Source organism: Nocardia sp. CA-129566, assembly GCF_050956075.1.
Taxonomy (GTDB): domain Bacteria; phylum Actinomycetota; class Actinomycetes; order Mycobacteriales; family Mycobacteriaceae; genus Nocardia.
Window position 1 is genome coordinate 45,037 of sequence record NZ_CP192085.1, and the last position, 25,982, is coordinate 71,018.

General features: G+C 66.8%; 17 protein-coding genes and 1 pseudogene. 8 read left to right on the top strand and 10 right to left on the bottom strand.

The features are described from left to right. Positions 1–43 precede the first annotated feature (43 nt). Positions 44–2,209 carry an MMPL family transporter gene (locus ACQP0C_RS00225; protein ID WP_433729396.1) on the top strand — a complete coding sequence of 722 codons (2,166 nt, stop codon included), beginning with the start codon at positions 44–46 and terminating at the stop codon, positions 2,207–2,209. Positions 2,210–2,949: 740 nt separating this feature from the next. Here ACQP0C_RS00225 and ACQP0C_RS00230 read toward each other — a convergent pair. Continuing rightward, the gene (locus tag ACQP0C_RS00230; protein ID WP_433729398.1) at positions 2,950–3,975 is read right to left on the bottom strand and encodes a stage II sporulation protein M; all 1,026 of its coding nucleotides are present in this window, start codon (positions 3,973–3,975) and stop codon (positions 2,950–2,952) included. Positions 3,976–4,016: 41 nt separating this feature from the next. Between ACQP0C_RS00230 and ACQP0C_RS00235 the strand changes: the two genes are divergently transcribed. After that, positions 4,017–4,823, top strand: coding sequence for an RDD family protein (locus ACQP0C_RS00235; RefSeq protein ID WP_433729400.1), 807 nt, complete (start codon positions 4,017–4,019; stop codon positions 4,821–4,823). A gap of 325 nt (positions 4,824–5,148) precedes the next feature. Here ACQP0C_RS00235 and ACQP0C_RS00240 read toward each other — a convergent pair whose 3' ends face one another. The 5 genes from ACQP0C_RS00240 to ACQP0C_RS00260 form a co-directional block, all read right to left on the bottom strand. Then, the gene (locus tag ACQP0C_RS00240; protein ID WP_433729402.1) at positions 5,149–6,444 is read right to left on the bottom strand and encodes a DUF58 domain-containing protein; all 1,296 of its coding nucleotides are present in this window, start codon (positions 6,442–6,444) and stop codon (positions 5,149–5,151) included. Between the two features lie 3 nt (positions 6,445–6,447). Beyond that, a complete protein-coding gene (locus tag ACQP0C_RS00245) occupies positions 6,448–7,452 on the bottom strand; it encodes an AAA family ATPase (RefSeq protein ID WP_433729404.1) in 1,005 nt (334 codons plus the stop codon). Continuing rightward, entirely contained in the window at positions 7,428–8,513 is a 1,086-nt protein-coding gene (locus ACQP0C_RS00250) for a DUF4129 domain-containing protein (RefSeq protein WP_433729406.1), read from the bottom strand. Before ACQP0C_RS00250 ends, ACQP0C_RS00245 begins: the two co-directional genes overlap by 25 nt. Continuing rightward, the gene (locus ACQP0C_RS00255) at positions 8,510–9,307 is read right to left on the bottom strand and encodes a hypothetical protein (RefSeq protein WP_433729408.1); all 798 of its coding nucleotides are present in this window, start codon (positions 9,305–9,307) and stop codon (positions 8,510–8,512) included. Before ACQP0C_RS00255 ends, ACQP0C_RS00250 begins: the two co-directional genes overlap by 4 nt. A 139-nt stretch (positions 9,308–9,446) precedes the next feature. After that, entirely contained in the window at positions 9,447–9,992 is a 546-nt protein-coding gene (locus tag ACQP0C_RS00260) for a TetR/AcrR family transcriptional regulator (RefSeq protein ID WP_433729410.1), read from the bottom strand. Positions 9,993–10,080: 88 nt separating this feature from the next. Here ACQP0C_RS00260 and ACQP0C_RS00265 point away from each other — a divergent pair, with 88 nt between their 5' ends. Together ACQP0C_RS00265 and ACQP0C_RS00270 are read left to right on the top strand one after the other, a co-directional pair. Beyond that, entirely contained in the window at positions 10,081–11,616 is a 1,536-nt protein-coding gene (locus ACQP0C_RS00265; RefSeq protein ID WP_433729412.1) for an MFS transporter, read from the top strand. A 183-nt stretch (positions 11,617–11,799) separates the two neighbouring features. After that, positions 11,800–12,039, top strand: coding sequence for a hypothetical protein (locus ACQP0C_RS00270; protein ID WP_433729414.1), 240 nt, complete (start codon positions 11,800–11,802; stop codon positions 12,037–12,039). A gap of 174 nt (positions 12,040–12,213) precedes the next feature. Here ACQP0C_RS00270 and ACQP0C_RS00275 read toward each other — a convergent pair. Then, positions 12,214–13,800, bottom strand: a pseudogene (locus tag ACQP0C_RS00275) (adenylate/guanylate cyclase domain-containing protein). Positions 13,801–13,944: 144 nt separating this feature from the next. Then, on the bottom strand, positions 13,945–15,726 hold the full coding sequence (locus ACQP0C_RS00280; protein ID WP_433729416.1) for a DUF4407 domain-containing protein: 1,782 nt from the start codon (positions 15,724–15,726) through the stop codon (positions 13,945–13,947). Positions 15,727–15,985: 259 nt separating this feature from the next. Here ACQP0C_RS00280 and aroQ point away from each other — a divergent pair, with 259 nt between their 5' ends. From aroQ to ACQP0C_RS00300, 4 genes are all read left to right on the top strand, one after another. Next, a complete protein-coding gene (gene aroQ, locus ACQP0C_RS00285) occupies positions 15,986–16,579 on the top strand; it encodes a gamma subclass chorismate mutase AroQ (protein ID WP_433729418.1) in 594 nt (197 codons plus the stop codon). A gap of 768 nt (positions 16,580–17,347) precedes the next feature. Beyond that, entirely contained in the window at positions 17,348–22,000 is a 4,653-nt protein-coding gene (gltB, locus tag ACQP0C_RS00290; protein WP_433729420.1) for a glutamate synthase large subunit, read from the top strand. Positions 22,001–22,113: 113 nt separating this feature from the next. Further along, entirely contained in the window at positions 22,114–23,583 is a 1,470-nt protein-coding gene (locus ACQP0C_RS00295; RefSeq protein ID WP_433729422.1) for a glutamate synthase subunit beta, read from the top strand. A gap of 321 nt (positions 23,584–23,904) precedes the next feature. After that, on the top strand, positions 23,905–24,804 hold the full coding sequence (locus ACQP0C_RS00300; RefSeq protein ID WP_433729424.1) for a cutinase family protein: 900 nt from the start codon (positions 23,905–23,907) through the stop codon (positions 24,802–24,804). Between the two features lie 90 nt (positions 24,805–24,894). Here ACQP0C_RS00300 and ACQP0C_RS00305 read toward each other — a convergent pair whose 3' ends face one another. Continuing rightward, on the bottom strand, positions 24,895–25,134 hold the full coding sequence (locus ACQP0C_RS00305; protein ID WP_433729426.1) for a hypothetical protein: 240 nt from the start codon (positions 25,132–25,134) through the stop codon (positions 24,895–24,897). 228 nt (positions 25,135–25,362) lie between these two features. Further along, positions 25,363–25,980 (bottom strand): histidine phosphatase family protein, encoded by a 618-nt coding sequence (locus tag ACQP0C_RS00310; protein WP_433729428.1) that lies wholly within the window; start codon positions 25,978–25,980, stop codon positions 25,363–25,365. Positions 25,981–25,982 lie beyond the last annotated feature (2 nt).

The window sequence follows — 25,982 nt, forward strand, 5'->3', positions numbered from 1 at the left end:
CATAAAGTTTACGCATGCCAACATGCACGATCGGAGACTCGATATGTTCGAAAGACTCGGCAGATTCGTCGTCGACCACGCGCGCTGGATTCTGGTCGTCGGCGCGCTCGCCCTCGTCGCGGGCGGTGTGGTCGGCGCGACCGCCTTCAGCAAGATGCAGCCCGGTGGCCAGGAGGATCCCAATTCCCAGTCCAGTGCCGCGGTAACGCGATTGACCGATAAGTTCGGTGCCGACACCGACTACGTTTTCCTGGTCCAGGCGAAGCAGGGGACGGTCGACGGCGATGCGGTCGTCACCGTTGGCCGTGAGCTGGCCGGGCGGCTCGCGGCCGATCAGCGGCTCATCAATGTCGTCTCGTACTGGGATACCGGATCCCCGGCCATGCGCTCATCGGATGGCACCGCCGCCGTGGTGCTGGCGGGCAATGCCGATAAGAGCGCCACCGATAAGGAGAAGTCCGCCGCCGCGATCGTCGACGCCTACCGCGCTGATGGTCCCATCGCGCAGATCAAGGTCGGCGGCGGCACCGCGATCTTCCACTCGATCACCCACCAGATCGGCAAGGATCTCGGCCTCGCGGAAGCCGTTGCGGTGCCATTGATTCTGGGGCTGCTGGTGCTGGCCTTCGGCAATGTGGTCGCGGCGTTGCTCACCCAGGTCGTGGGCGGAATCGCCATTCTCGGCACCTTCACCGAACTCTCGATTCTCGGTTCCATCACCGATGTGTCGATCTATGCGGTGAATCTGACCACCGGGCTCGGGCTCGGGCTCGCGGTGGACTACGGGCTGCTGATGGTGAGCCGATTCCGCGAGCGCCGTGCGGCCGGGGCCGAACCGGCTGATGCGGTGATCTCGGCGGTATCCACGGCCGGACGGACCATCGTCTTCAGCGCGGCCACGGTCGTCGCCGCGCTGTCGGCGCTGGTGATCTTCCCGCAGTACTTCCTGCGCTCGTTCGCCTACGGCGGCATCGGTGTTGTCGCCATCGCGGCCACGGCGGCGGTGGTGGTATTGCCCGCACTGCTCACCGTGCTCGGTGTGCGGACCGACGCGTGGCGGGTGCCCGGTGTCCGCGGGATCCGCGGTGACGCCACCCCGTTCTGGGCCGGCGTCGCGGGATTCGCGATGCGCAGGCCGCTGCTGGCCGGTGTGCCGGTGGTGGCGGTGCTGCTGCTCGCGGCCGCACCGCTGCTGAATGTGCAGTTCGGCACGCCCGACGACCGGGTACTGCCGACGAGCACCGAGGTGCGTCAGGTCGGTGACGCGATGCGTGCGGACTTCGGCGGCGGCGATGTCAACGCGCTGTCGGTCATCACCGAGACCGGCGTCGCCGCTGGCCCGCTCGCCGACTACGCGCGCGGACTGTCGCGGGTCGAGCACGTCACCCAGGTCGATTCGAGCGCAGGCACTTTCGTGCGCGGTGAGCTGGCGGTCAGCACACCCGCCGATGCCCGATTCGCCCGCCCGGATGCGCAGCGGCTGACGGTGCTCACCGATCTGGACCGCAACTCCTCGGCCGCCCGGGATCTGGTCGATCGGGTGCGCGCAGTGCCCGGCCCGGGCGGTGCGAGCGCCTTGGTCGGCGGTCAGGTTGCCGAACTGCGCGACAGCCTGGCCTCGATCGGCGCGAAACTGCCGATCGCGATCGGGTGGATCGTGGTGACCACCTTCGCGCTGTTGTTCCTGTTCACCGGCAGCGTCGTGCAGCCGCTGCGTGCGCTGCTGTCGAATGTGCTGAGCCTGGCCGCCACGCTCGGGCTGATGGTGTTCATCTTCCAGCAGGGCCACCTGTCCGGAGTGATCGGTTTCACCCCGGCGCCGCTGGATGTCTCGATGCTGCTGCTGTTGTTCTGCATCACCTTCGGCCTGTCGATGGACTACGAGGTCTTCGTGATCAGCCGGATCAAGGAATTGCACGATCGCGGGGCGTCCACAAAGGAAGCGGTCATCGAGGGGCTGGCCCGGACCGGACGCCTGGTGACCACCGCCGCGGCGCTGATTTCGATCAGCTTCCTCGCCTTCACCAGCAGCGATGTCCGGTTCATCCAATTCTTCGGGCTCGGTGCGGGTTTGGCGATTCTGATCGATGCGACGCTGGTGCGCGGCGTGCTGGTCCCGGTGGCGATGCGACTGCTCGGCCGGGCGGCCTGGTACGCGCCGAAGCCATTGCGATTGGTGCACCACCGGATCGGCTTGGCCGAAGCCTGAGTTCGGTGCGCGAGGCGGCCCCGCATGGGAAATGCGGGGCCGCTGCATGCGTGGGTGATCGCCTGCCGCAACGTCGTTTTCGTCCGATTCGGCAAGGTACGACGGCTAGGGTGGCGGACATCACAGAACCCAATTTGGTTGCGGTCGAGGTGCTGACCGCGGCTCGATCCGGTGGTCGAGCAACCACATCACCGCAGCTGGTTAATCATGATCTTGACCGGATGTAAGTCCATCTTGAAGCGTTGCGACCAGGTGTTGATCACGTTAATTACCCGGTAAACAAACCTGAAGTCGCTTTTAGTTCATCCAATGGTCAGCTAACTCAATTATCGACCAAAGAATCAGCAGGTCGCGGCCGTGTTCACTGAACATTGGGTGGTCTATGTTTGCTATCCAGCTAATCGTTCGAAGAATGTTTGTCGCTAACCGTAGGTTTCCTTATCGTGATCTGGTATGTCGTCCCGAACGCTCTACGCGAGGCCCGGTATGGGTGATCCGGATCACTGCCATAAGTTTGCTGGATGTATGAAAAACCATGTGCCCACATGGGTTTGCTGGGGTGCTGCTTTATACGCTTGACCTCGGCGGGGAGGGTTGCATCGGGATAACGATTGTGTAGAGTTGACGGTAACGCTGGCCGCAGCTGAGCTGGACTCGCTGCGGCCAGCGGAACTCAATTGGGGGACTTCGAAACTCATCCGCAACAAAGCGTTGCTACCGATTGCCCGGACCCATTCCACTCATCGTGTGCTCGGCGTTGTCTGCCAGCGCCCCGCGACATCTGCACCGGGCAGCCCCAATTCGGCCGCGGCCCGGATGTCCTGTTCGAGCGCGGCCCGGCGACCGACCACGAAGACGTAGCCCAAAAACAGTGCCTCCGCGAGGAATCCGATGCCGACCTTCATCGGCACGGGTAGCGAACTCGGCGTCACGAAACCCTCGAGCAGACCGCAGACCAGCAGCACCGCAACCAGACCCAGTGCCACCGTCGCGGTCGCCCGGCCCTGGCGCGCCACCGCTTCCAACCGACTCGACCGACCCGGATCGATCAGCGTCCAGCCCAGTTTCAGTCCGACACCGCCCGCCACGAAGATCGCGGTCAGTTCCAGCGTGCCGTGCGGCAGGATGAACCCGAAGAACGAGTCGAGCCGACCGGCATCGGCCATCAGGCCGCCGGTCACCGCCGTATTCAGCGCGTTCCCGAACAGCAGATACACCGCCGGCAGGATCAGCACGCCGGTGAACAGCACGATGGCCGTCACCCACGCATTGTTGGTCCAGACCTGCGCGGCGAACGCGGCGTGCGGATGTTCGGAGTAGTAGGTCTCGAACTCCCCGCCGGGTGCGGTGAGCCAGTCGTTGTTATCGGTGACGCCGAACACACGCCGCGCCGTCCCGGATCCGGATATCCAGACGGCCAAAACGGTGGACACCATGATGAAGATCGCGGCCACCGCCACCCACCACGGCCACGACCGGTACAGCGTCGCGGGAAACCGGTGCGTGAAGAACCGGCCGACCTCGCGCCGGGCATCGGCCTTGGTGCCGAGCACCCGGCCGCGCGCCTTGGTCAGCAGTGCACTGAGTCCGGCGATGAGTTCGGGATCCGGAGAGTGCGATTGCAGGCGCGCCAGCTGCTGTGAGGTGCGCCGGTACAGCGCGACCAGCTCGTCGGCCTCGGCACCGGTCAGCTTGCGGCGCCCGGCCAGGTAGTCCAGGCGATCCCACGCCCCCCGCTGTGCGTAGCTGTACGCGTCCACGTCCATTGGTTGCCTCCCATACCGCCGGTCGGAAGAATGCTATCGACATGGCTGAATTCACCACCGGCGAAGCGGTCGCACTCGAGCTGCCGATCGCGCGGATCCCGACCAGGGCCACCGCGTTCCTCCTGGACGTGCTGGTGCAGATCGTGCTGGGCAGCATGCTGTTGTTCGGTCTCGGCCTGGTACTCGCCTTCACCAGCGCCGACACCGCGTGGTTCAGTGCGGCGATGATCACCACGATCGTCGCGACGCTGGTCGGCTATCCGGTGATCTGCGAAACCCTCATGCGCGGACGGACCATCGGGAAGCTGGCGCTCGGACTGCGGGTGGTGCGCGGCGACGGCGGGCCGATCGATTTCCGCCATGCCCTGACCCGTGGTCTGGCCGGCGTGATCGTCGACTTCTGGATGTTGGGCGCGTTCGGTGCGGTCGGGGTGGTCACCTCGATGTGCTCACCGAATGCGCGCCGGGTCGGCGATGTGCTCGCGGACACCGTTGTCGTACACAGCCAGCGCCGCGTGCCCTTCCCGCTGCTGGCCGTCGCGCCGCCCTGGCTCGTCGCCTGGTCCGGTCAGCTGGACCTGTCCGGTATCCAGGAAGATCTCGCACTCGCGGTGCGTCAGTACCTGTCTCGCGTCAACACCCTCACCCCCGCCGCACAGGCGAACCTCGGCCATACCCTGCTCGTCGCGGTCTGCGACCGCCTGCAGATTCCGGTACCCACCGGCTATCCGCCGGTCCAGATCCTGGGCGCGGTCATCGCCGAACGCCAGCGCCGCACCCTCGCCCCGATCATCACCCCGATGGTGATGGCGGGACCGCGCCCGATGCCGATCGACCGCGCGAGCTAGGCATCGTCGAGTTCACCACTGCGACAGGGGCATTCGGCCGTGACCCGAGTTGGGCCGATATCGGCGCAGGACCGCCGCGCTGGGGGGATGTCGACTCGCTGGCGGTCCAGGAGCGTAGTTCGTGGCTTCCTTGTTCGGCACCGCACCGTGGCTCGTGGTGATGCTGATCGTGATGGCCTTCGCATGGGCCGGGTTCGTGGCCATTGTGCTGCTGGCGAAGGTGTGGACCAGAGCGCGAGATAGCGATCCGGATTCGTATGATGCCCTGGCCCAGAATCGACAATCGAGGCCAAGGCATCGCGGCAACCACCCGACGATGACGGGGTCACATAGTGCCGGACTGCTTGAGTTCGAGGTATTCGTCGGCCAGGGCCTCGGGCAGGCGTTCCGGGGATGCCGCGACGACGGCTATGCCCATGCGGCGCAGGGATTCCTGGACGAGGGCGCGTTCGGCGAGCAGGGATTCGGCGGCGGCCGCGGAGTAGAGATCGGTGAGGGTGGCGCGGTTGGCGGCGGCCGCGGCGACATCGGGGTCGGTGACCGAGACGATCAGGACGCGGTGGCGTTGGGCCAGGGTCGGCAGGACCGGGAGCAGATTCTCTTCCACCGCGGCCCCGTCGAGACTGGTGAACCAGACCACCAGGCTGCGCCGGCGGGTGCGCTGAATGGCCGCACGGACCAGGCCGGCGCTATCGGTGTCGACGAGGGCAGGGGTCACACCCGCCATGGCGTGCATGAGTTTCAGTTGCAGGCGGCGACCGCCGACACCGCGCACCTCGGCACGGGCGCGGCGGTCGAAGGCGAGCAGATCCACCGAATCGCCAGCGGCGGCCGCGAGTCCGCCCAGTAGCAGGGCCGCCTCGATGCTCGCGTCCAGGCGGGTACCCGCCCCGACGCGGCCCGCACTGATACGACCGGTGTCGAGCACCATCAACATGTGCCGGTTGCGCTCCGGACGCCAGGTGCGCACCAACACGTCGGTGGCGCGGGCGGTGGCGCGCCAGTCGATGGCCCGGACGTCATCACCGGCGACATACTCACGGAACGAATCGAATTCGGTGCCCTGGCCCCGCAGATTCGCGACATTGCGGCCCTCGAGATGTTGCAGCCGCTTCACTTTCGAGCGCAGCAGGCGTTCACTGCGGAATTCGGGCAGCGCGCGCACCCGAGCGGGGACGGTGTGGCGACTCTGCCATCCGGCCATACCCAGCAGGCCGAACAGCCGCACCGTCACCGGACCGGCCACCCGATCACCGCGGTAGGTCGGCGTCAGCGTGGTGTGCACGCGCAGGCGGGTATTCGGCGCCAGATCCAGTCGGTGCGCGCGGGCTTCGGCGCGGGCGCTGCCCGGCCAGTCGTCCCACAGCCGCCCGCGCACGGTGCGGGTGCCGTTGTTCACCACGGCGAGTTCCACCTCGGCGGTGCGGCCGAGCCGGATCACCGTCAGCGGCTCCCTGGTCAGCGTGAGGTCACGCGCTCTGGCCACCGTGCCCAGATCGAAAAGGACCAGGGCGGCAAGCAGACTCGTCATGAGGACAACGCCGAGCCAGGATGGCATGACGAAGCCGACGAACAGTGCGAGCACCGCCGCCGTCGCGGCGAGCCGACCGGTGACGACCACGAGCTACACCGGAACCGGAACCGACAGCAGCAGCGACGACATGACACCTTGGGTCGTCACACCGTCCAATTCCGCCTCGGGCCGCAAGTGCAGGCGGTGCCGAAGAACCGCCACCGCAACCGATTTCACATCATCCGGGGTGACATAGCCGCGACCGTTCAGCCAGGCGAAGGCGCGCGCGGCCGCCATCAACGCGGTCGCCCCTCGGGTGGACGCGCCGTGCTGTACCGCGGGGGAGTTACGGGTGGCCCGGCAGATATCCACGGTGTAGGCGAGCACCTCGGGGCTGATGGTGACCCGGGTGATCGCCGCACGCGCCGCGGCGATATGCGACGGCCCCGCCACCGGGCGCAGACCGGCGGCGGCCAGATCACGCGGATCGAAACCACCCGCATGCCGCTGCAGAATGCGGAATTCGTCATCGCGACCGGGCAATTGGATATCGACCTTGAACAGGAAGCGGTCCAGCTGCGCCTCCGGCAGCGGGTAGGTGCCCTCCTGTTCGATCGGGTTCTGGGTGGCCACCACCACGAATGGATCCGGCAGTGGCCGCGGCTTGCCGTCCACCGAAACCTGACGCTCCTCCATGGATTCCAGCAGCGCCGATTGGGTTTTCGGCGGCGTGCGGTTGATCTCGTCGGCGAGCAGCAGATTGGTGAAGACCGGACCCTGCCGGAAGGTGAATTCGGTGGTATGCGGATCGTATATCTGCGAACCGGTCACATCACCCGGCATCAGGTCGGGGGTGAACTGGACCCTGGCGTGTTCCAGATCGAGGGCCGTCGCCAGTGCCCGCACCAGCAGCGTCTTCGCCACGCCCGGTACGCCTTCCAGCAGCACATGGCCGCGACAGAGCAGTGCGAGCACCAGGTACATGATCGCGTTGTCGTTGCCGATCACCGCTTTACCGATTTCGGCACGCAGCGCGGAGAATGCGGTGCCCGCCTCCTCGGCGGTGGGGATGTGGTTGGTGTCCGTGCTGGTCATCCGACCTCCGCCTCTATCCATTCGAGTTGTGTGGCAACGAGTTGCAGGGTGCGCGCATCGGGCACCGGTCCGTACAGTGCGGCGCCGACCATGGCCGGATCGGATCCGGTGCGCGCGGCGATGGTCGCGATCAGTCGATCCGGTGTGACATCGGTGCCGACGCCGAGCATCGGACGAATGCGGCGCAGCGTCGCGGCACGCAGCCGGGCGGCGACGTGTTCATGGTCCTTCGACCGGCGATACAGCGCGGCCTGGCCGCCGAGCAGTTCATTCGCCGCCACCTCGACCGGCCGCGGTTCACCGACCAGCGCGCCGCGGCGACGGGCCCGCCACCACACCACGAGCGCTGCGGCGATGAGGAATTGGAGTCCGCCGAAGGCCAGCGGTGCGGGCAGTCTTCCGAATATGGAGTCCTTGCCAGCGCCGAAGCCCGAATCGTCGCGGTTATCGTCCGGGTAGTGGTCGGGATGTTTGGGCGGCGGCAGATCCGGCGGCGTCGGCTTGTGTGGGGCGGGTGCGGCGCACGAATTCAACACGGCGTACAGCAGCACGACAAGCGCGACGGCGGCGAGCAGCGCGGCCCAGAATTTCGGATTGCGCAGCAGATCGGGCAGCGGCGGAAGTTGTCGGCGGGTCTTGGCCTTTTCAAGGATCGTCGCCTCGGCGGGTTCCGGGGCCGGCGGTGGTGCGCTGCGAGAGTAGCGGTCGGCGTATTCGAGTCGGCGGTATTCGTCCTCGGTCGCGCGGCGACCGCCATAGACGACCTCGTCGAAACTGTGTGCGGCCGGATGTAATTCGCTCGCGGCCTCGAGCGACAGCGCGGTTGTCGCATCGTCCGCGGTTTCCCGTGCGGTCCGCGAGCGGCGCACCTCGAGCATGCCGCGCTGTTCGAGCCCACGCAGCACCGCACGGAAACGTTCGCGCAGCGCGGTGTCGAAATCGCGGTGCAGTGCGGCGTTCTCGGCGGCGTCGCGGTGGTCGTCGGCGGGCCCGAGTCGTGGCGGTGGCGGTGCCGTGCGTTCGGTGAGGTCCGGCGCCCGGCCGCCACCGCGCACGGAATCGCCGCGCGATGTTTCGTTCATCGCTTTTCCGTCCCGGGAACCCGAATATCCAGTCCCTCGCGACGGCACCGGCGATCCACATACGAGACCACCCGCATCGCCGACTCGACGACCTCACCGAAGGCGATGATCAACAGCGCCGCCGAGGTGACCAGCACGATGACCTGCCAGCGATGGGTGCCGGTGAAATCTGCGAGATACCACGGAATGCCCAACAGCGGCACGGCAATCAGGACCAGCAGCGCGCGCCAGGAGAGCCACAGCCCCGTAATCGATGACTGCGCACCCTCGACCAGCAGTTTCGAGCGTGCGACCGCCCCGGCGTGGGTGGTCCGTTCGACGAAGATGACCGGCACCGCGACGAAACGTCCGGCCCGCAGATAGCCGAGCCAGATCAGCGCGAGCGGATAGGTGATGATCAGAATGCTGCCGCCGACCAGCACACCCGAGCCAACCAGGGTGTACATCACCTGGAAGGCCAGCAGCGGACCCGCGACCGCGCCCACCCGGCCGAGCGCGGTGCGCCAGCCGATCGGGGACCTGGCGACCGTCGCCAGTCCGACGGCGACCGTCATGCCGCGCAGCAGGAACCGCAGTAACCAGGCACATGCCGCCGTGGCCAGGATCGCCGCCCACGCGGTGCCCACGTCGGAGCCCTCGGTCAGGTGGGAAATCCCCCCGGTGATTCCGACGATCACGAGTTCGGCGAGGACCAGCCCGCTGGCGGTGGTGCAGGCCAGCACGACGATATTCGCCTGGATCAGTGCGAACGGCTCGTCGAGGAGTTCGCGGAAGCTCAATGGGCGGATCGGCACCGTCGTTCCAGGGGACCCTGGCACCGGATCGTTCCCCGCCCCGACGGCACCGGCCGACTCGGCGGCTGGTAACACGCGGCCGAGTCTAGCCGTCGGAGCCCTGCCAGGCGGGGCCGCAACATACCGATCATGCGTCGGGTCAACGCTCGAGCAATCGGTCCACAACTTTCCGATAGCGCGGCGGGGCGACCTGCGGCAGGCCGAGCAGAGCCCGCAAGTAGACGCCGTCGCCGACCAACCGGATGATGTCGGCCCGCACCGGATCGTCGATGTCCTTGTCCAGCCCCTCCGACCAGCTGTCCATCATGTCGGACAGCGCCTGCTGCACCTCATCGGTCTCCGGCCCGGATTTGGCATCGATGGTGCGCATGGCCGCCACCATCGATCGGAAGAGCGCCAGTTCCAGCGCGTCCGCGGCATTGCCCGGATTCGGGGTCTGCAGATACCACTCGGCGACCGGTGTGCCCTTGGCGACGGCGGCGTCGAGTTGGTGTTCCGCGCGTTGGCTCAGTCGGCGGACCAGGCCCGCGAGCAGGGCGTCCTTGCTCTTGAAGTGGTACAGCAGCCCGCCCTTGGAGACCCCGGCGGACGCGGCGACATTCTCCAGGGTCACCTGGGACATCCCCTTGTCCAGCAGCAGGTTTTCGAGCGCGTCCAGGATCCGGTCGCGAGTGGTTGTCGTCACGTCCGTGACTATACCGGCTGGACGGTAAGGTCGATCTACTGTACCGTCTGGACGGTAAGAAGCTCCTGCGACGGAAATCGAGAAGGCGATGACCACACAGATCGAGAAGGACACCGATGCCGGGCTCGTCCCGCCGCGCGCCACCGTGCGTGATTGGGCGGGCCTGGTCGTCCTCGCGCTCGCTCTGCTGCTGCTCGCCGTCGACGCGACCGTGCTCGACCTCGCGGTGCCCGCCATCAGCGCGGAGTTGGCGCCGACCACACCGCAGCTGCTGTGGATCATCGACGTGTACTCCTTCGTCCTGGCCGGACTGCTGGTCGTCATGGGCAATCTGGGCGACCGGATCGGACGGCGCAGGCTGCTGCTGCTCGGCGCCGTCGGATTCGGACTCGCCTCTGCGCTGGCCGCCTGGTCGGTGAATCCGGAAATGCTCATCGCCGCGCGCGTGCTGCAAGGTGTGGCGGGTGCGACCCTGATGCCCGCGACACTGGGTCTGATCCGGTCGATGTTCCTGGATCCGCGGCAGCGCACCGTCGCCATTTCGGTCTGGGCCGCGATGGCCGGTGGTGGCGCGGCGGCGGGTCCGCTGCTCGGCGGCTGGCTGCTCGAGCACTACTGGTGGGGTTCGGTATTTCTGGTGAACCTGCCGGTCATGCTGGTGCTGCTCGCGGTCGGTCCGGCGCTCGTTCCGGAATCCCGCGACCCGCGGCCGGGCCGCTTCGATCTGCCGAGCGCGGCGCTGTCCATGCTGGCGCTGGTGCCGGTGGTGTACGCGGTCAAGGAAGCCGCGGCGCACGGAATCAGTGTGCGGCTATTGGTGATCGGTGCGGGCGGTGTGCTCGCCGGTGTGCTGTTCGTGCGCAGGCAGCGCGGTCTCGCACATCCGATGATCGATCTGAAGCTGTTCGCACTGCCCGGGTTCCGCACCGCGGTCCTCACCAACCTGCTGGCGGTATTCGCACTGGCCGGTGTGCTCTTCTCCGGTTCGCAGTACCTGCAATTGGTACTGGGCCATTCACCCATGCGGGCCGGACTGCTCCTGCTGCCCGGACTCGCGGCCAGCGTGTTCACCTCACTGGCCGCGGCGTGGTTGGTTCGGGTGCTGCGTCCCGGCGCGGTGCTCGGCGGTGCGCTGGTGCTCGCCGCGATCGGTTCGGTGCTGTTGCTGTGGCTGAGCCCGGAGTCGGCGACCAGTACGGTGCCGTTCGTCCTCGGGTTTCTGTGCATCGGTGCGGGTGTCGGTGTGGCGCTGACGGTTTCGTCGGATCTGGTCGTCAGCTCGGCTCCGGTGGAGCGGGCCGGTGCGGCCGCCGCGGTATCGGAGACCGCCTACGAGACCGGGATCGCGCTCGGTGTCGCGGTGCTCGGCAGCGTGACAATGGCGGTGTTCCGCGGCGGACTCGATGTGTCCCAGATACCGAGCGACCAGATCGGCGCGGCCTCGGAATCCCTCGGCGGCGCCATGGAATTCGCTCGTCAGCTACCAGAATCGGTGACGGATGGATTCCTGGCCTCGGCACGCGAGGCCTTCGTCTCGGGTGTCCACGTCGCTGCGATCGGCATGGCCGTGGTGCTGTTGATCGCGGCGGTGGTCGCGTTCCGGCTGCGCACGGCTCGTGAGTAGTTCGGGTCGACTGAATCGGTGCACCGGCCTTCGTTCGCGGTTCTTGTCGCTGCGATCGGTATGGCGGTGGTGGTGTTGATCGCGGCGGTGGTTGCGTTCCGGCTGCGCACGGCTCGTGAGTAGTTCGGGTCGACTGAATCGGTGCACCGGCCTTCGTTTGCGGTCCTTGTCGCTGCGATCGGTATGGCTGTGGTGGTGTTGATCGCGGCGGTGGTCGCGTTCCGGCTGCGCACGGCTCGTGAGTTCGGGGCAACTGAATCGGTGCACGGGCCTTTGTTCGCGGGCGTCGATATCGCCGCGATTGGTATGGCCGCGATGAACCTGGTCGTTGCGGTGATCGCTTTCCGGCTCCGGACGTCTCGTGCGCCGTGGTGGAGATTTCGCCCCTATTCCGTATTCGGGAGCGGGGGCGAAGGCATATAGCAAGCCGACTGGTCTGAATTTCTGGCTCGACGCAAGTACGGCAAGGTGTCGACTCGCTTCCTGAACAATAGTGCTGACCAGCGGCTACACCGGTATCCGGTATTGCTGTCCGGTTCGGAACAGCTGTCCGGTTCCATGCGTGTGTCCAGTATCGGATAACAAGTGCGGATCCGGTTATGCAGTACCGACGAGCTGATCCGGCTCCGGCCGTCCCAATCGGGTCGATGTGACGCGGCCGCGCAGCATGACGGACTCGCCGAGTTGCCAATGTCGCGCTTCGGCCGGATCGGCGGTGGCGATGGTGGTTGCCGAAGTGAGCAGGCGCTGCGGATCGTTCTTCGCGAGTTCGCAGAGGCGGGCGGCCTCATTGACCGCGTCGCCGATGACAGTGAATTCGTAGCGCTGGTGCGCGCCGACATTGCCCGCGACGACGCGGCCCGCGGCCACGCCGATGGCGGCGGTGAAGTCGTGCGACCGCGCGGTCAGGCGGTTTCGGATCGCACGGGCGCAGCACAGCGCCGCGCCGGGTGCGTCCGCCAGTGGTGCCGGTGTGCCGAAAATGGCGAGCGCGGCATCGCCCTCGAACTTGTTGAGCAGGCCGCCGCACCGCTCGACCTCATCGACCACGATGTCGAAGAAGCTGTTCAGGATGGCGACGATTTCGGTGGCGGGGCGGGTGGCGGTCATGCTCGTCGAGCCGATGATGTCGATGAACAGCACGGCCGCTTCGCATTCCACGCCGCCGAGGTTCGGCTCACCCTCCAGCGCCGCCTCGGCGACATCATGGCCGACGTGTCTGCCGAACAGATCCCTGATCTGTTCGCGCTCGCGCAGACCCGCGACCATGCGGTTGAATCCGCTTTGCAGCTAGCCCAATTCGGTGCCGTCGTAGACCGTGACCGCCGCATCGAGATCGCCGTCCTCCACCTGACGCAGTGCGCGTCGCACGCCACGGATCGGCGCGACGGTCGCCGTCAGCGTTTGCGTCATCAGCAGCAGACCGAAGCAGAGTCCGGCGCCGCCGAATGCCAATACGCAGACCGCCAGCCGCGCCTTGCTCACGTCGTCCATGGTCAGCGCCAGGATGGCGACGACCATGGACGCGGCCACCGGGACCGCGGAGCCGAGCGTCCAGGCCAGAATCGACCGGCCGAATACACCGATGCCGCGCCGCCGTCGTGAGGCCGCGGCCTCCAGCACCCGGGCGGTCACCGGTCGCAGTGCGAACTCGATGATCAGATAGTTATTGGCGCACACCACGATCGCGCTGAAGGCGATGCCGAAGATGAATTTCGGAATGAGCGCCGGATCGGAAAGGCCGTACAGCGTGGTCAATATCGCCATACCGCCGAGCCACAGCACCGCCTGGCACAGCATCAGCAGCATCGGCACCCGCGTTGCCGCGACCTGTTCCGCCTCGGTCGGCACCTGATCCGGGTCGATGGCCCAGCGCAGCCCCCGAAGCCCGCGCGCCGTTGCCCACCAGAGCCCGAACAGCAGCGCCAGCGCCCCATAGAGCGGCGTGGCCACGAAATTGAGCAGCACCAGCCGCCGGGTGAATACCGTCGGGCCCGGCAGTACGAACCCGACCAATGCGATCGAAACGAAGATCCCGGTGATATTCGCGATCAGCGACGGCACCGTCAACAGCAACTGCACCCGGACCCGCCGCATACCAGCCGATTCCGCCGCAGATCCGAGCAGCCGCGACCCCCACGGGGCCGCCGCCGCATCCGGCACGCACACATCACTGTCGGGCATGCGTGCAGACTAAGCGTCCCGCCGTCGACGGTCACCGCGATCGTGGGTTGTCACCGGGTGGCGTTGATGGTGCCGCGTCTCTGCTGGAGCCGATCGAGGACCACCCGGACAGATGAGTCCCCGGCGGACCGTCTCGGTGGCAGGTCAGTTGGCGGGCGGGAGTTCTCGCGGGCCCCGGCGGCCGGGGAGTTCGTTGTGTTCCCGAGCCGGGAGTTCGTCGCGGTGCTCGGTTGGGGGGAGCCCGTAGCCCTGCGGTGCGGCGGCTGGGGGCAGGGCCGAGTAGCGCGGATCGTGCGGGTAGTCCGCGTCGACGACGGTGGCGGCCACGCGCTGGGCATGCCAGGAATCGGGTGTGCCCGGCGGCAACTGGTAGCCCGCCGCAGCGGTGTGACCCACGGCCGGTGCATACGAATCCTGGCTGTCCACGGTCACCTTGCGGGTGCGGCGCAGGGTGAAGGTGATCTCCTCGACCTCTTCGAAGGCCTGCCGGGCGGTGCGCAGCGGGTGGGTGGCGGTATCGATCGCGTTCGCCACGAACGCGGGGACCAGCGGCCGGATCCAGCGGGCCGCGGTATCGGTGAACGGCACGGTGCCGATCAGCGGGAGCTCCAGTCCGCCGCCCTTGGGTGCGGCGGGTGCCGTCGAGGCGACATGCGGCACCACCGCGCCAGCTCCGCTGGTCGGCGCCAGCGCCCCTGCGCTGACGGTGGCCGGTAGGTTTGTCACGATGCCCTCCTGAGACACGGGGCTTTCCTCTCGGTCGCCAGCCGTTGCGGCTGGTAGTTCGCCACGACGTCCGGGCTCGGAAATGCCGATCTCCAGTCCGCCGATGGCGGCGATGATCCGGGTGCGCTGGTGCTCCCGGTCGATGGCGGCATCGGCCTCGACGGCGAGTCGGGCGGCGGTCAGTTGTTGTTCGGCACGCAGATTTTCGGCCTCGACCCGCACCTCGGCGCGCTTGACCGCGATGGCGGCGTCGGCGCTGCGTTCGGCACGGTCCTGCACGGTGTGGAAGGCCAGTCGCCGATCGAACGAGGTCTCGCCGCGCCACCACCGCAGGATCAGCGGCAGCAGCGCGAGCAGGACGAAGGTGATGATGGTCAGCACCCGCAGCAGGAAGGCACCCGCCGCGCCGGTCGTGTAGTCGTTCATCGCCAGCCAGCGCGCGCCGAGGCCGCGATCGGCCTCGGCGAAGGCGGCCGAACCCGCGGCGGTGACGGCCTTCTGGTCATCGGCGACCCGCTGATCCAGCCCGGCGACCCGGCCCTGCGCCGCGGCCAGCTGTTTGCGTGCGTCGTCGAGCATGTCATTGGCGGTCTGCGATTCGGGTCCGCGGCCCGGCACACCGGTGATCCTGGTCTGCGGGCATTCCGGTGACGGGTTGTATTCGCAGCGGGCGATCACCAGTGCGTGGTCGATATCGGCCTGTGCCTTGCCGATCGTCTGGTCCAGCGCGGCGCGATCGGCCGTACTGCGCCCGAGTTCGGTGCGCGCCGTGACCACCGCGGGGGCGGAATCGACCGCACGCTGGGCCTTTTCATCCAGCAGCCGGTCGATGGTGCCGCCGAAGAGCACCGTGGCGGCGAGTTCGGCGATCAGCACACCGGCCAGGACCGCGACCGCGATCCGGCCGGCCAGACCGCGACGGTCCGCCCCGCTGGCGGGGCGTGCGGTCGCCAGCGCACGGGCCAGCGCACCGGTCAGCAGCGCGACGACGAGCGCGACCAGGACGATCGCGAATAGAGGCATGGCATCGGCCGCGGCCAGTGCGAGCGTGGTGACCACCCCGGCCACCGTCGCGAACAGCAGTACGACCGCCCCGGTTACGGCATATCCGGCCCGCTCATGCGGGTAGTCGAGTTGTGTCCCATCCTGTTCGCGCCCGAGACCTCCGCCGAGCCAGGTGAACAAGCCGGTGACTGTCATGGGACCCCACATCCTCTATATCCCAGTCATGGTGGCTGCACAGCTAGCGACTGTTTGCAGGTCGCTCGAAACGATCAGCGAAACTGTCACAGATTCGTTGTCACAGCGTGACAGGCCCGGCGGCGACACACCGAATGAGGCGCCGGGGATGTGGTCAGGCTCACAGAAATTGGTCCGCCACCCGGACTTGTGTGCGCGCTCACCCTTAATCTGGCGTAGGCGACCGGATCGGACCGGGCCGGCGGACGAGGGGTTGTGCATGTTTTTCCGAGGCTCGGCAAGGGTTTTGGTGTGTGTGGCGGCGGCCCTGCTGGTGGCCGTGCCCGATACCCGCGCGCAACCACTCGACGACGACCCGTCACTGGACCGCATAGTCGCACTGGTGACCGAACGCCTCGATACCGCCGACGCCGTCGCCGCGGCCAAATGGGCGACGGCCGCGCAGAACGGCGGCGAGCCCTCGATCGACGATCCGGTACGCGAAGCGCAGGTATATGACGCGATGGCGCGCCTGGGAACCGAGCGCGGACTGCCGGAAGCCTGGATCCGCCAGGTGTTCTTCGGACAGATCGAGGCCAATAAGATCGTCCAGCGCGGCCTGGTCACCCGCTGGCGCTTCGATCCGGCCGAGGTGCCGAGCACGCCGCCGGATCTGGCCGCAGTGCGCCCGGTGATCGACCGGGTCAACGTGGAAATCGTCGACCAACTCGCCCTGCGCCGCGCCGAGCTCACCGGACCGGACTGTGCCGAGCGGCTGGCACCGTCGGTTTTCGGGGTGCTGACCTCGGGACGTGCCGACGCATTGCATCAGGCCGCGCTGGTCCGGGCGGCCGCCGCACTGTGCGGCCCTTAGTCCGATGTGGCGAAGGCCACATGTTTTTCGGCACGAATGTGTCGGCGTTCGGAAATGTGTTGTATCCCACTCGAATTCGATTGCTGGAAATGTGCTGAATTCCACAGAAAGCAAAAGAGTCCGGACGGTCGGATCGGGTTGTGCGCTTGTCACACCCCTGTCGGAAATCTCTCATCCAGCCTGTTGACCAGTTAGCCACCGCGGATCGGGTTTGCGCCGTGTGGAGCAGGGGAAATCCACTTCGGTGCAGGTGAGCGCAGGTTCTCGTGTGCGCTGTGCGCCGCGCCGCGGTTCCCGTGCGCCCGTTGTCGCTGGTTGGCACCGGGTGTCAAGGGGATCGATACCAGCGTGTTCGCTGCTTTACACTGGACAACGCGCACACGTGGAGGACCGATTGAAGAAGCCCAGCTAAACCCGGTTATTAGTACAACCTAAGTTGGTTGGGTCCCGGACCTGACTTATCGTTTGCTCTTACGCCGAACACAGAACGTTCGGCACTATCGCCTGCTCGGGCTCGGTGAATCCGGTGCCCAAGCGTAGCGGGCGAGCACCCGCGCGGAGGTAAGGAACACGTAAGCGTTCCGTTACCGACGAGCACCCCTACGTCACAGCAGCGGGTGGACAACTGGAGACGTGACTGCACGAAGAAAACCATCAGCGCGGCTGGTTTCGCAACGTACAGGCGCAGTCTTGACGGAGGCAATCGACGAAAGGGCCCCTTTCCCATAGGCCGATTTCATCGACGCCGACTTTCTTGAAGGCAGAGGCATGACGCAACTTCCTGGCCACAGGTCCCCCGGACCCATCGGGCTCTATGACCCGGCGAACGAGCACGACGCCTGCGGTGTCGCATTCGTCGTCGACATGTACGGCCGCCGCAGCCGCGACATCGTCGACAAGGCTATTACGGCTCTGTTGAATCTGGAGCACCGCGGTGCCGCGGGCGCCGAACCCAATAGTGGTGACGGCGCGGGCATCCTGATCCAGGTCCCGGACCGGTTCTTCCGCGCCGTGGTCGATTTCGAGTTGCCGCCGGAGGGCTCCTACGCCACCGGTATCGCCTTCCTGCCGCAGGCCCGCCGCGAGGCGACCAAGGCCGCCTACGGTCTGGAGCGCATTGTCGAATCCGAGGGCCTCGCCGTCCTCGGCTGGCGAGACGTGCCCACCGACGAGTCCACCCTCGGTGCGCTGGCCCGGGATGCCATGCCGACCTTCCGGCAGATCTTCATCGGCTCGCCGAAGGGTTCGGCCGAACAGCTGTCGGGCATGGACCTCGAGCGCCGCGCATACGTCGTGCGCAAGCGGGTCGAGCACGAGCTCGGCAAGGCGGGCGCGGGTGAGGGCGCGGTCGGCAAGGAGTCGGTGTACTTCCCGAGCCTGTCCGGTCAGACCTTCGTCTACAAGGGCATGTTCACCACGCCGCAGCTGCGCGCGTTCTACCTGGACCTGCAGGACGATCGGGTGGAGTCCGCACTCGGCATCGTGCACTCGCGCTTCTCCACCAACACCTTCCCGTCCTGGCCGCTGGCCCATCCGTTCCGCCGCGTCGCGCACAACGGCGAGATCAATACCGTCACCGGTAACGAGAACTGGATGCGCGCCCGCGAGGCGCTGCTGCGCTCGGATATCTTCGGCATCGACGAGGCGGGCAACAACCGCCTGCAGAAGATCTTCCCCGTCTGTACCCCGGGGGCGAGCGATACCGCGCGCTTCGACGAGGTGCTGGAACTGCTGCATCTCGGCGGCCGCAGCTTGCCCCACGCGGTGCTGATGATGATTCCCGAGGCCTGGGAACGCAACGAGAACATGGACCCGCAGCGGCGGGCCTTCTACCGCTATCACTCGATGCTGATGGAGCCGTGGGACGGCCCGGCATCGGTGTGCTTCACCGACGGCACCGTGGTCGGCGCCGTGCTCGACCGCAACGGCCTGCGGCCCAGCCGCATCTGGGTCACCGATGACGGTCTGGTCGTCATGGCCTCCGAGGTCGGTGTCCTCGATATCGACCCGGCCAAGGTGGTCAAGAAGGTCCGACTGCAGCCGGGCCGCATGTTCCTGGTCGATACCTCGCAGGGCCGCATCGTCGGCGACGAGGAGCTCAAGAGCCAGCTCGCCGCCGAGCACCCGTACCAGGAGTGGCTCGACGCCGGTGTCACCAAGCTGGCCGATCTGCCCGACCGCCCGCACGTGCACATGTCGCACGATCGCGTACTGATCCGTCAGCAGATCTTCGGATACACCAATGAAGAGCTGAACCTGCTGATCTCGCCGATGGCCAAGACCGGCGGCGAGGCGCTCGGCTCGATGGGCACCGATACCCCGATCGCGGTCCTTTCCGCGCGCCCGCGCCTGCTCTTCGACTACTTCTCCCAGCTGTTCGCGCAGGTGACCAACCCGCCGCTGGACGCGATCCGCGAGGAAGTGGTCACCAGCCTGCGCCGGGCCCTCGGCCCGGAGGCCGATCTGCTGCATCCGGGACCGGAGTCCTGCCACCAGATCACCATCCCGCAGCCGATCCTGGACAACGACGAGCTGGCCAAGCTCATCCACATCAACGACGACGGTTCGAATCCCGAGCTGCGCTCGGTGGTCGTGCACGGTCTGTACCCGGTGAAGAAGGGTGGCAAGGGCCTGCGCAAGGCGCTCGAGGCCATCAACACCCAGGTCTCCGCGGCGATCGAGGGCGGCGCGCGGATCATCGTGCTGTCCGACCGCGAGTCCAACGAGAAGCTGGCGCCGATCCCGTCGCTGCTGCTGACCTCGTCGGTGCACCACCACCTGGTGCGGGAACGTACCCGGACGATGGTCGGCCTTGTCGTCGAGGCCGGTGACGCCCGCGAGGTGCACCACATGGCCATGCTGGTCGGCTTCGGCGCGGCCGCGATCAACCCGTACATGGCCTTCGAGACCATCGAGGATCTGCTCGAGCGCGGTGGGCTCCAGATGCCGGGCAGTACCGGCGATCTGGCCGCCGACTACCGCAAGGCCGTCGCGAACTACAACAAGGCCGCGAGCAAGGGCGTGCTGAAGGTGATGTCCAAGATGGGCATCTCCACCATCGCCTCCTACACCGGCGCGCAGCTGTTCCAGGTCATCGGCCTGTCGCAGGAACTGGTGAACGAGTACTTCACCGGCCTGCGCTCGCATCTGGACGGCATCGGTCTCGACGAGATCGCCGCCGATGTCGCAGCCCGGCACACCGTGGCATTCCTGGAGAACCGCAACGAGCGCGCGCATCGCGAGCTCGAGGTGGGCGGCGAATACCAGTGGCGGCGCGAGGGCGAATACCACCTGTTCAACCCGGACACCGTCTTCAAGCTGCAGCACGCCACCCGAAGCGGTCAGTACTCGATCTTCAAGGAGTACACCAAGCTGGTCGACGACCAGTCCGAGCAGCTGGCCTCGCTGCGCGGTCTGTTCAAGTTCAAGACCGGTGAGCGCAAGCCGATTTCGATCGATGAGGTCGAGCCCGCCAGTGCCATCGTCAAGCGGTTCTCCACCGGTGCGATGAGCTACGGCTCCATCTCCGCCGAGGCGCACGAGACCCTGGCGATCGCGATGAACCGGCTCGGTGGTCGTTCGAACTCCGGTGAGGGCGGCGAACATCCGGCGCGCTTCGAGGTCGAGGAGAACGGCGACTGGCGGCGTTCGGCGATCAAGCAGGTCGCCTCGGGTCGCTTCGGTGTCACCGCGCACTACCTGACCAACTGCACCGATATCCAGATCAAGATGGCGCAGGGCGCCAAGCCCGGTGAGGGCGGCCAGCTCCCGGCGCACAAGGTGTACCCGTGGGTCGCCGAGGTGCGGCACTCCACGCCCGGCGTCGGCCTGATCTCGCCGCCGCCGCACCACGACATCTACTCGATCGAGGATCTGGCGCAGCTGATCCACGATCTGAAGAATGCGAACCCGCAGGCGCGGATTCACGTGAAACTTGTCGCGGAGCCCGGCGTCGGCACCGTCGCGGCCGGTGTGTCGAAGGCACATGCGGACGTGGTGCTGATCTCCGGCCACGACGGTGGCACCGGTGCCTCGCCGCTGACCTCGCTGAAGCATGCGGGTGGTCCGTGGGAACTCGGCTTGGCCGAGACCCAGCAGACATTGCTGCTCAATGGACTTCGCGACCGCATCGTCGTGCAGGTCGACGGCCAGATGAAGACCGGCCGCGACGTGATGATCGCCGCGCTGCTCGGCGCCGAGGAATTCGGTTTCGCCACCGCACCGTTGGTGGTCTCGGGCTGCATCATGATGCGGGTCTGCCACCTCGACACCTGCCCCGTGGGTGTCGCGACGCAGAATCCGGTGCTGCGTGAACGCTTCACCGGTAAGCCGGAATTCGTCGAGAACTTCATGCTGTTCGTCGCCGAAGAGGTTCGGGAACTGCTGGCGGAACTGGGCTTCCGCACCCTGGACGAGGCCATCGGCCGGGTCGATATGCTCGATACCTCCAAGGCCAAGGAACATTGGAAGGCCAGCAAGCTGGACCTGTCGCCGATCCTCGACGATGTCGAGACGGCCTTCATGCGCCAGGACCGGTACCGCACCAAGACCCAGGACCACGGCCTGGACCGGGCGCTGGACGTGCAGCTGATCGCGCAGAGCGCCGATGCGCTCGAGCGTGGCCAGGCGGTGAAGTTCGAAACCAAGATCACGAACGTGAACCGCACCGTCGGCACCATGCTCGGCCACGAGGTGACCAAGCTCTACGGTGGCGCGGGCCTGCCCGATGACACCATCGACATCACCTTCACCGGTTCCGCGGGCAACAGCTTCGGTGCCTTCGTGCCCGCAGGTATCACGCTGCGGGTGCAGGGTGACGCGAACGACTATGTGGGCAAGGGCCTTTCCGGCGGCCACCTGATCGTGCGTCCGTCGCTGAACGCACCGGCCGACTTCGTCGCGGAGCAGAACATCATCGCGGGCAACGTGATCCTGTTCGGCGCCACCAGCGGTCAGGCGTTCATCAATGGTGTGGTCGGCGAGCGGTTCGCGGTGCGCAACTCGGGTGCCACCGCGGTGGTCGAGGGCGTCGGTGACCACGGCTGCGAGTACATGACCGGTGGCCGGGTGGTCATCCTCGGTGAGACCGGCCGCAACTTCGGCGCCGGTATGTCCGGTGGTGTCGCGTTCGTCTACGACCCGAACGGCACCTTCGAGGCCAAGCTCAACCCGGAGCAGGCCGATGCCGTCGAGCAGCTCGCCGGTGACGACTTCACCTGGCTGCACGACATCGTCACCCAGCACCGCGACCAGACGGGTTCGGCTGTCGCCGAACGCATTCTGAGCGACTGGTCCCAGCAGGTGAACCACTTCGTGAAGGTTATGCCGCGCGAATACAAGAAAGTTTTGCTCGCGATCTCCGAAGCCGAGAAGAACGGCACGGATGTGGACGAGGCGATCATGGAGGCGGCACGTGGCTGACCAACGAGTTTCAAGATGTGGACGAGGCGCTGTGACCATTCGGGGGCGGCACGTGGCTGACCAAGGAGTTTTCAAGATGTGGACGAGGCGCTGTGACCATTCGGGGGCGGCACGTGGCTGACCCGCAAGGATTTCTGAAGCACACCAAACGGGAACTGCCGACGCGTCGTCCGGTTCCGCTGCGCCTGATGGACTGGAAAGAGGTCTACGAGGAGGATTTCTCGCACAAGACCCTGCAGACCCAGGCCAGCCGGTGCATGGACTGCGGTATTCCGTTCTGTCACAACGGCTGTCCGCTGGGCAATCTCATCCCCGAGTGGAACGACCTGGTCTTCAAGGGCCAGTGGCGTGAGGGCATCGACCGGCTGCACGCGACCAACAACTTCCCGGAGTTCACCGGGCGGCTGTGCCCGGCGCCGTGCGAGGCGTCCTGTGTCCTCGGCATCAACCAGGATCCGGTGACGATCAAGCAGGTCGAGGTCGAACTCATCGAGAACGCCTTCGACGAGGGCTGGGTGACCCCGGTCTACCCGACCCGCCTCACCGGCAAGAAGGTCGCCGTCGTCGGTTCCGGTCCGGCCGGTCTCGCTGCCGCACAGCAGCTGACCCGCGCCGGTCACACCGTGACCGTCTTCGAGCGCGCCGACCGCATCGGCGGTCTGCTGCGCTACGGCATCCCGGAATTCAAGATGGAGAAGCGCTTCATCGATCGCCGCCTGGCGCAGATGGAGGCCGAGGGCACCATTTTCAAGACCGGTGTGAACGTCGGTGTCGACATCACCGCCGACGAGCTGCGCGCGCGGTTCGACGCGGTCGTGCTCGCCGGTGGCGCCACGCTGGCCCGTGACCTGCCGATCCCCGGCCGTGATCTGGATGGCATCCACCAGGCGATGGAGTTCCTGCCCTGGTCCAACCGGGTGCAGCTCGGCGACGATGTCACCGATGAGAACGGCCTGCCGCCGATTCACGCGAAGGACAAGAAGGTCGTCATCATCGGTGGCGGTGACACCGGAGCCGACTGCCTTGGCACCTCGCACCGGCAGGGTGCGGCCAGCATCCACCAGTTCGAGATCATGCCGCGGCCGCCGGAGGAGCGTGCCTCCTCCACCCCGTGGCCGACCTACCCGCTCATGTACCGGGTCTCCTCGGCGCACGAGGAGGGCGGCGAGCGCGTATTCTCCGTCAACACCGAGCGTTTCGTCGGCGCCGACGGCAAGGTCACCGCGCTGGAGGCGCACGAGGTCAAGATGGTCAACGGCCGTTTCGAGAAGGTCGAGGGCACCGACTTCACCCTCGAGGCCGATCTGGTGCTGCTGGCCATGGGCTTCACCGGACCCGAAAAGCCGGGCCTGCTCGAAGGTTTGGGTGTCGGCTACGACCAGCGCGGCAATGTCCAGCGCGATAAGAACTGGGCGACCAACGTTCCCGGCGTCTTCGTCGCGGGTGATATGGGCCGCGGCCAGTCGCTGATCGTCTGGGCCATCGCCGAGGGCCGCGCCGCGGCCTCCGCGGTCGACAAGTTCCTCGAAGGCGAGACCGCGCTCCCCGCGCCGATCGCCCCGACGGCAGTCGCCCAGCGCTAGAACCTCTCTTACCGGAGCGGATAAGGGCGCCTGTGGACTCGAGTCCACAGGCGCCCTTCCGTATGCGCCCCCAGTCTTGTTGCCGGTGACGGGAATCGGACACGGCCGCGGGTTTGAATGGCGTCGGGTGGGGTGTTGCCTTATTGTGATCTTCGGCGTGGTGCGTGATCTTGGGATGTGGTCGCACCGTGCACGTCATACCGGCGGGTGATTCGCGTTCACCCGACGTGCACTGGACCGACATCCGCCGAGGTCAGCATGTTGGCGAACGACTGTCGGCGCTTGCTCTCGCAAGGGGCAACGGTTTCGAACTGGAGCAATATGCGGTTGAAGAAAGTTGCCGCCGTACTCGGTGCGTGCGCGGCTGTTACATCGGGCCTGGTCCTCGGTAGCGGTTCGGTAACGGCCGATCCGGGGTGCCCGAGCCTCTATGTGGTGGCGGTGCCCGGCACCTGGGAGACCGGAAAGGATAGGACGCCGCAGCCCGGCATGTTGGCCGGCGTCACCAACGGTCTGCCCGGGTCGGTGGATGTCGACTATGTGACCTACGCCGCGACCGCATTCCCCTGGGAGGGCGACGTTTACGGCGCGTCGAAGAAGGAAGCGACCGACCGGGCCCGCGATCTGGCGACCTCGATGGCGCAGCGCTGCGGCGGCACCAAGATCGCGCTGGTCGGCTACAGCCAGGGTGCGGACGCCGCGGGTGATCTCGCCGCCGAGATCGGCACCGGCCTGAGTCCGATTCCGGCGGACCGGATCGCGGGCGTCGGCCTGATCTCCGATCCGCGCCGTTCCCCCACCGACATTCAGGTCGGTCCGATCGCACAGGGCGCGGGCGCCGGTGGCCCTCGGGTCGGCGGCTTCGGCTGGCTCAGCGATCGCACCCGCACCATCTGCGCGGTCGACGATCTCTACTGCGCCACCGCGACCGACGATTTCGTGACCCGGTTCGCCGGATTCCTCGCGCAGTCCTCGGAGGCGAACCCGGCGAACATCTGGCGCTACCAGCTCGAGGCGGGCGCCATCATGAACGACCTGATGTCACGCGGTGGCATTCCGACCCTGCAGTCGCAGCTGACCGATTCGGCGAATCAGCAGCGGGCCAAGGATCTGGAGCGGTTCTACAAGTCGCAGGCGCATACGCTCTACGCCAGCTACCCGGTGGGCGGCGGGCAGACCGCAATCTCCTGGATGCACAACTGGATTGCGGGCATGGCCTGATTCCGAGGCGGTAGTCCCAAGGCAAAAGCGCAGGCCACCCCTTCCGAATGGAGGGGGTGGCCTGCGCTTTTGTCGAACGACCTCGACTGGTCAGCCCGCCGAGCCGGTCGGCGGCAGGGCCGGTGGCTGCCAGGGCTGCCACGGGCCATCGTGCTGATCGTCGGGGCCACGGTGATGGTGGTGGTGAGCGCGGCCGTCCCAATCGCCGTGCGGGCCGTCGATATCGGTGCCTTGCAGCGGAATCTGGTCCGATACGTCCTGAACCGCTGGCACGGACGAATCGGCCGTGGCCGCGGATGCGGTCACCGCGAGGGCACTGAGCGGAACCACCGCCAGGGCGCCTGCGATCGCAACGCGAGCGAAGCCACGCCTGAAGGAGGTCGATGTCTTGGGGAGCAAAGCGGGTTCCTTTCCTCGGACTGTGAGTCGCTGGTTGTTCCGAGCGACCTGGCATGGTCGCTGCGTCGGCTCACCGGTCCCATACAAGGCCGCGTGACTGGGATCGGGATGCGACGTGCCTGGCAGTCGGCTGTGAACACCCGAGTCTGTGAACAACCGTCAGGGTTGCTGTGAGATATTGCGCGGCAACAGATCCCAGACGTGACCGTTCTCATTGACGGTGGCCGCGGTGCGGCGGCCGCTGCGGGAGAACAGGATTCGGGTGATCGAGCAGTAGTCGATCGGGAAGGTCAGCGGCCGTGCCAGGCCGAGCACATCCTGCAGGATCACATTGATCACTCCGCCGTGTGCGAAGACGACCACGGTATCGGCGGGATCGGTGTGCGCGGCGATCGAGGTGACCGCTTCGCGCACCCGGGTGATGAAGGCCGGGCCGTCGATCTGCTCGGGCAGATGCCCGGCCTTGATCCGTTCGTAGACGGCCTGGAATTCGACCTTGGCGTCTTCGATCGGAATGTAGGCGGGCAGGTCCCGATCATATTCCGCCAGGTCGTCGAGCACGTCCACCGCGAGCCCGAGTTTGGCCGCCGTCGGCTCGGCCGTCTCCCGCGCCCGTCGCTGCGGACTGCTCACGATCCGACTGATCCGATGCTGACTCAACGCCGCTGGCACCCGCTCGGCCTGCTCGACGCCCACTGGCGCCAATTCGGGATCGGCGGGCCCACTCGAGGTCTGCACCCGAACCGGCTGAGCATGACGAACGAGAATCAACTGCACCT

Bases quoted from the DNA above. Each gene is read 5' to 3' on its own strand.
- ACQP0C_RS00230 (WP_433729398.1), bottom strand. From the start codon at position 3,975: ATGGACGTGGACGCGTACAGCTACGCACAGCGGGGGGCGTGGGATCGC.
- ACQP0C_RS00270 (WP_433729414.1), top strand. From the start codon at position 11,800: ATGGCTGTGGTGGTGTTGATCGCGGCGGTGGTCGCGTTCCGGCTGCGC.
- ACQP0C_RS00280 (WP_433729416.1), bottom strand. From the start codon at position 15,726: ATGACAGTCACCGGCTTGTTCACCTGGCTCGGCGGAGGTCTCGGGCGC.
- ACQP0C_RS00225 (WP_433729396.1), top strand. From the start codon at position 44: ATGTTCGAAAGACTCGGCAGATTCGTCGTCGACCACGCGCGCTGGATT.
- ACQP0C_RS00235 (WP_433729400.1), top strand. From the start codon at position 4,017: ATGGCTGAATTCACCACCGGCGAAGCGGTCGCACTCGAGCTGCCGATC.
- ACQP0C_RS00250 (WP_433729406.1), bottom strand. From the start codon at position 8,513: ATGAACGAAACATCGCGCGGCGATTCCGTGCGCGGTGGCGGCCGGGCG.
- ACQP0C_RS00300 (WP_433729424.1), top strand. From the start codon at position 23,905: ATGCGGTTGAAGAAAGTTGCCGCCGTACTCGGTGCGTGCGCGGCTGTT.
- aroQ (WP_433729418.1), top strand. From the start codon at position 15,986: ATGTTTTTCCGAGGCTCGGCAAGGGTTTTGGTGTGTGTGGCGGCGGCC.
- ACQP0C_RS00265 (WP_433729412.1), top strand. From the start codon at position 10,081: ATGACCACACAGATCGAGAAGGACACCGATGCCGGGCTCGTCCCGCCG.
- gltB (WP_433729420.1), top strand. From the start codon at position 17,348: ATGACGCAACTTCCTGGCCACAGGTCCCCCGGACCCATCGGGCTCTAT.
- ACQP0C_RS00245 (WP_433729404.1), bottom strand. From the start codon at position 7,452: ATGGATAGAGGCGGAGGTCGGATGACCAGCACGGACACCAACCACATC.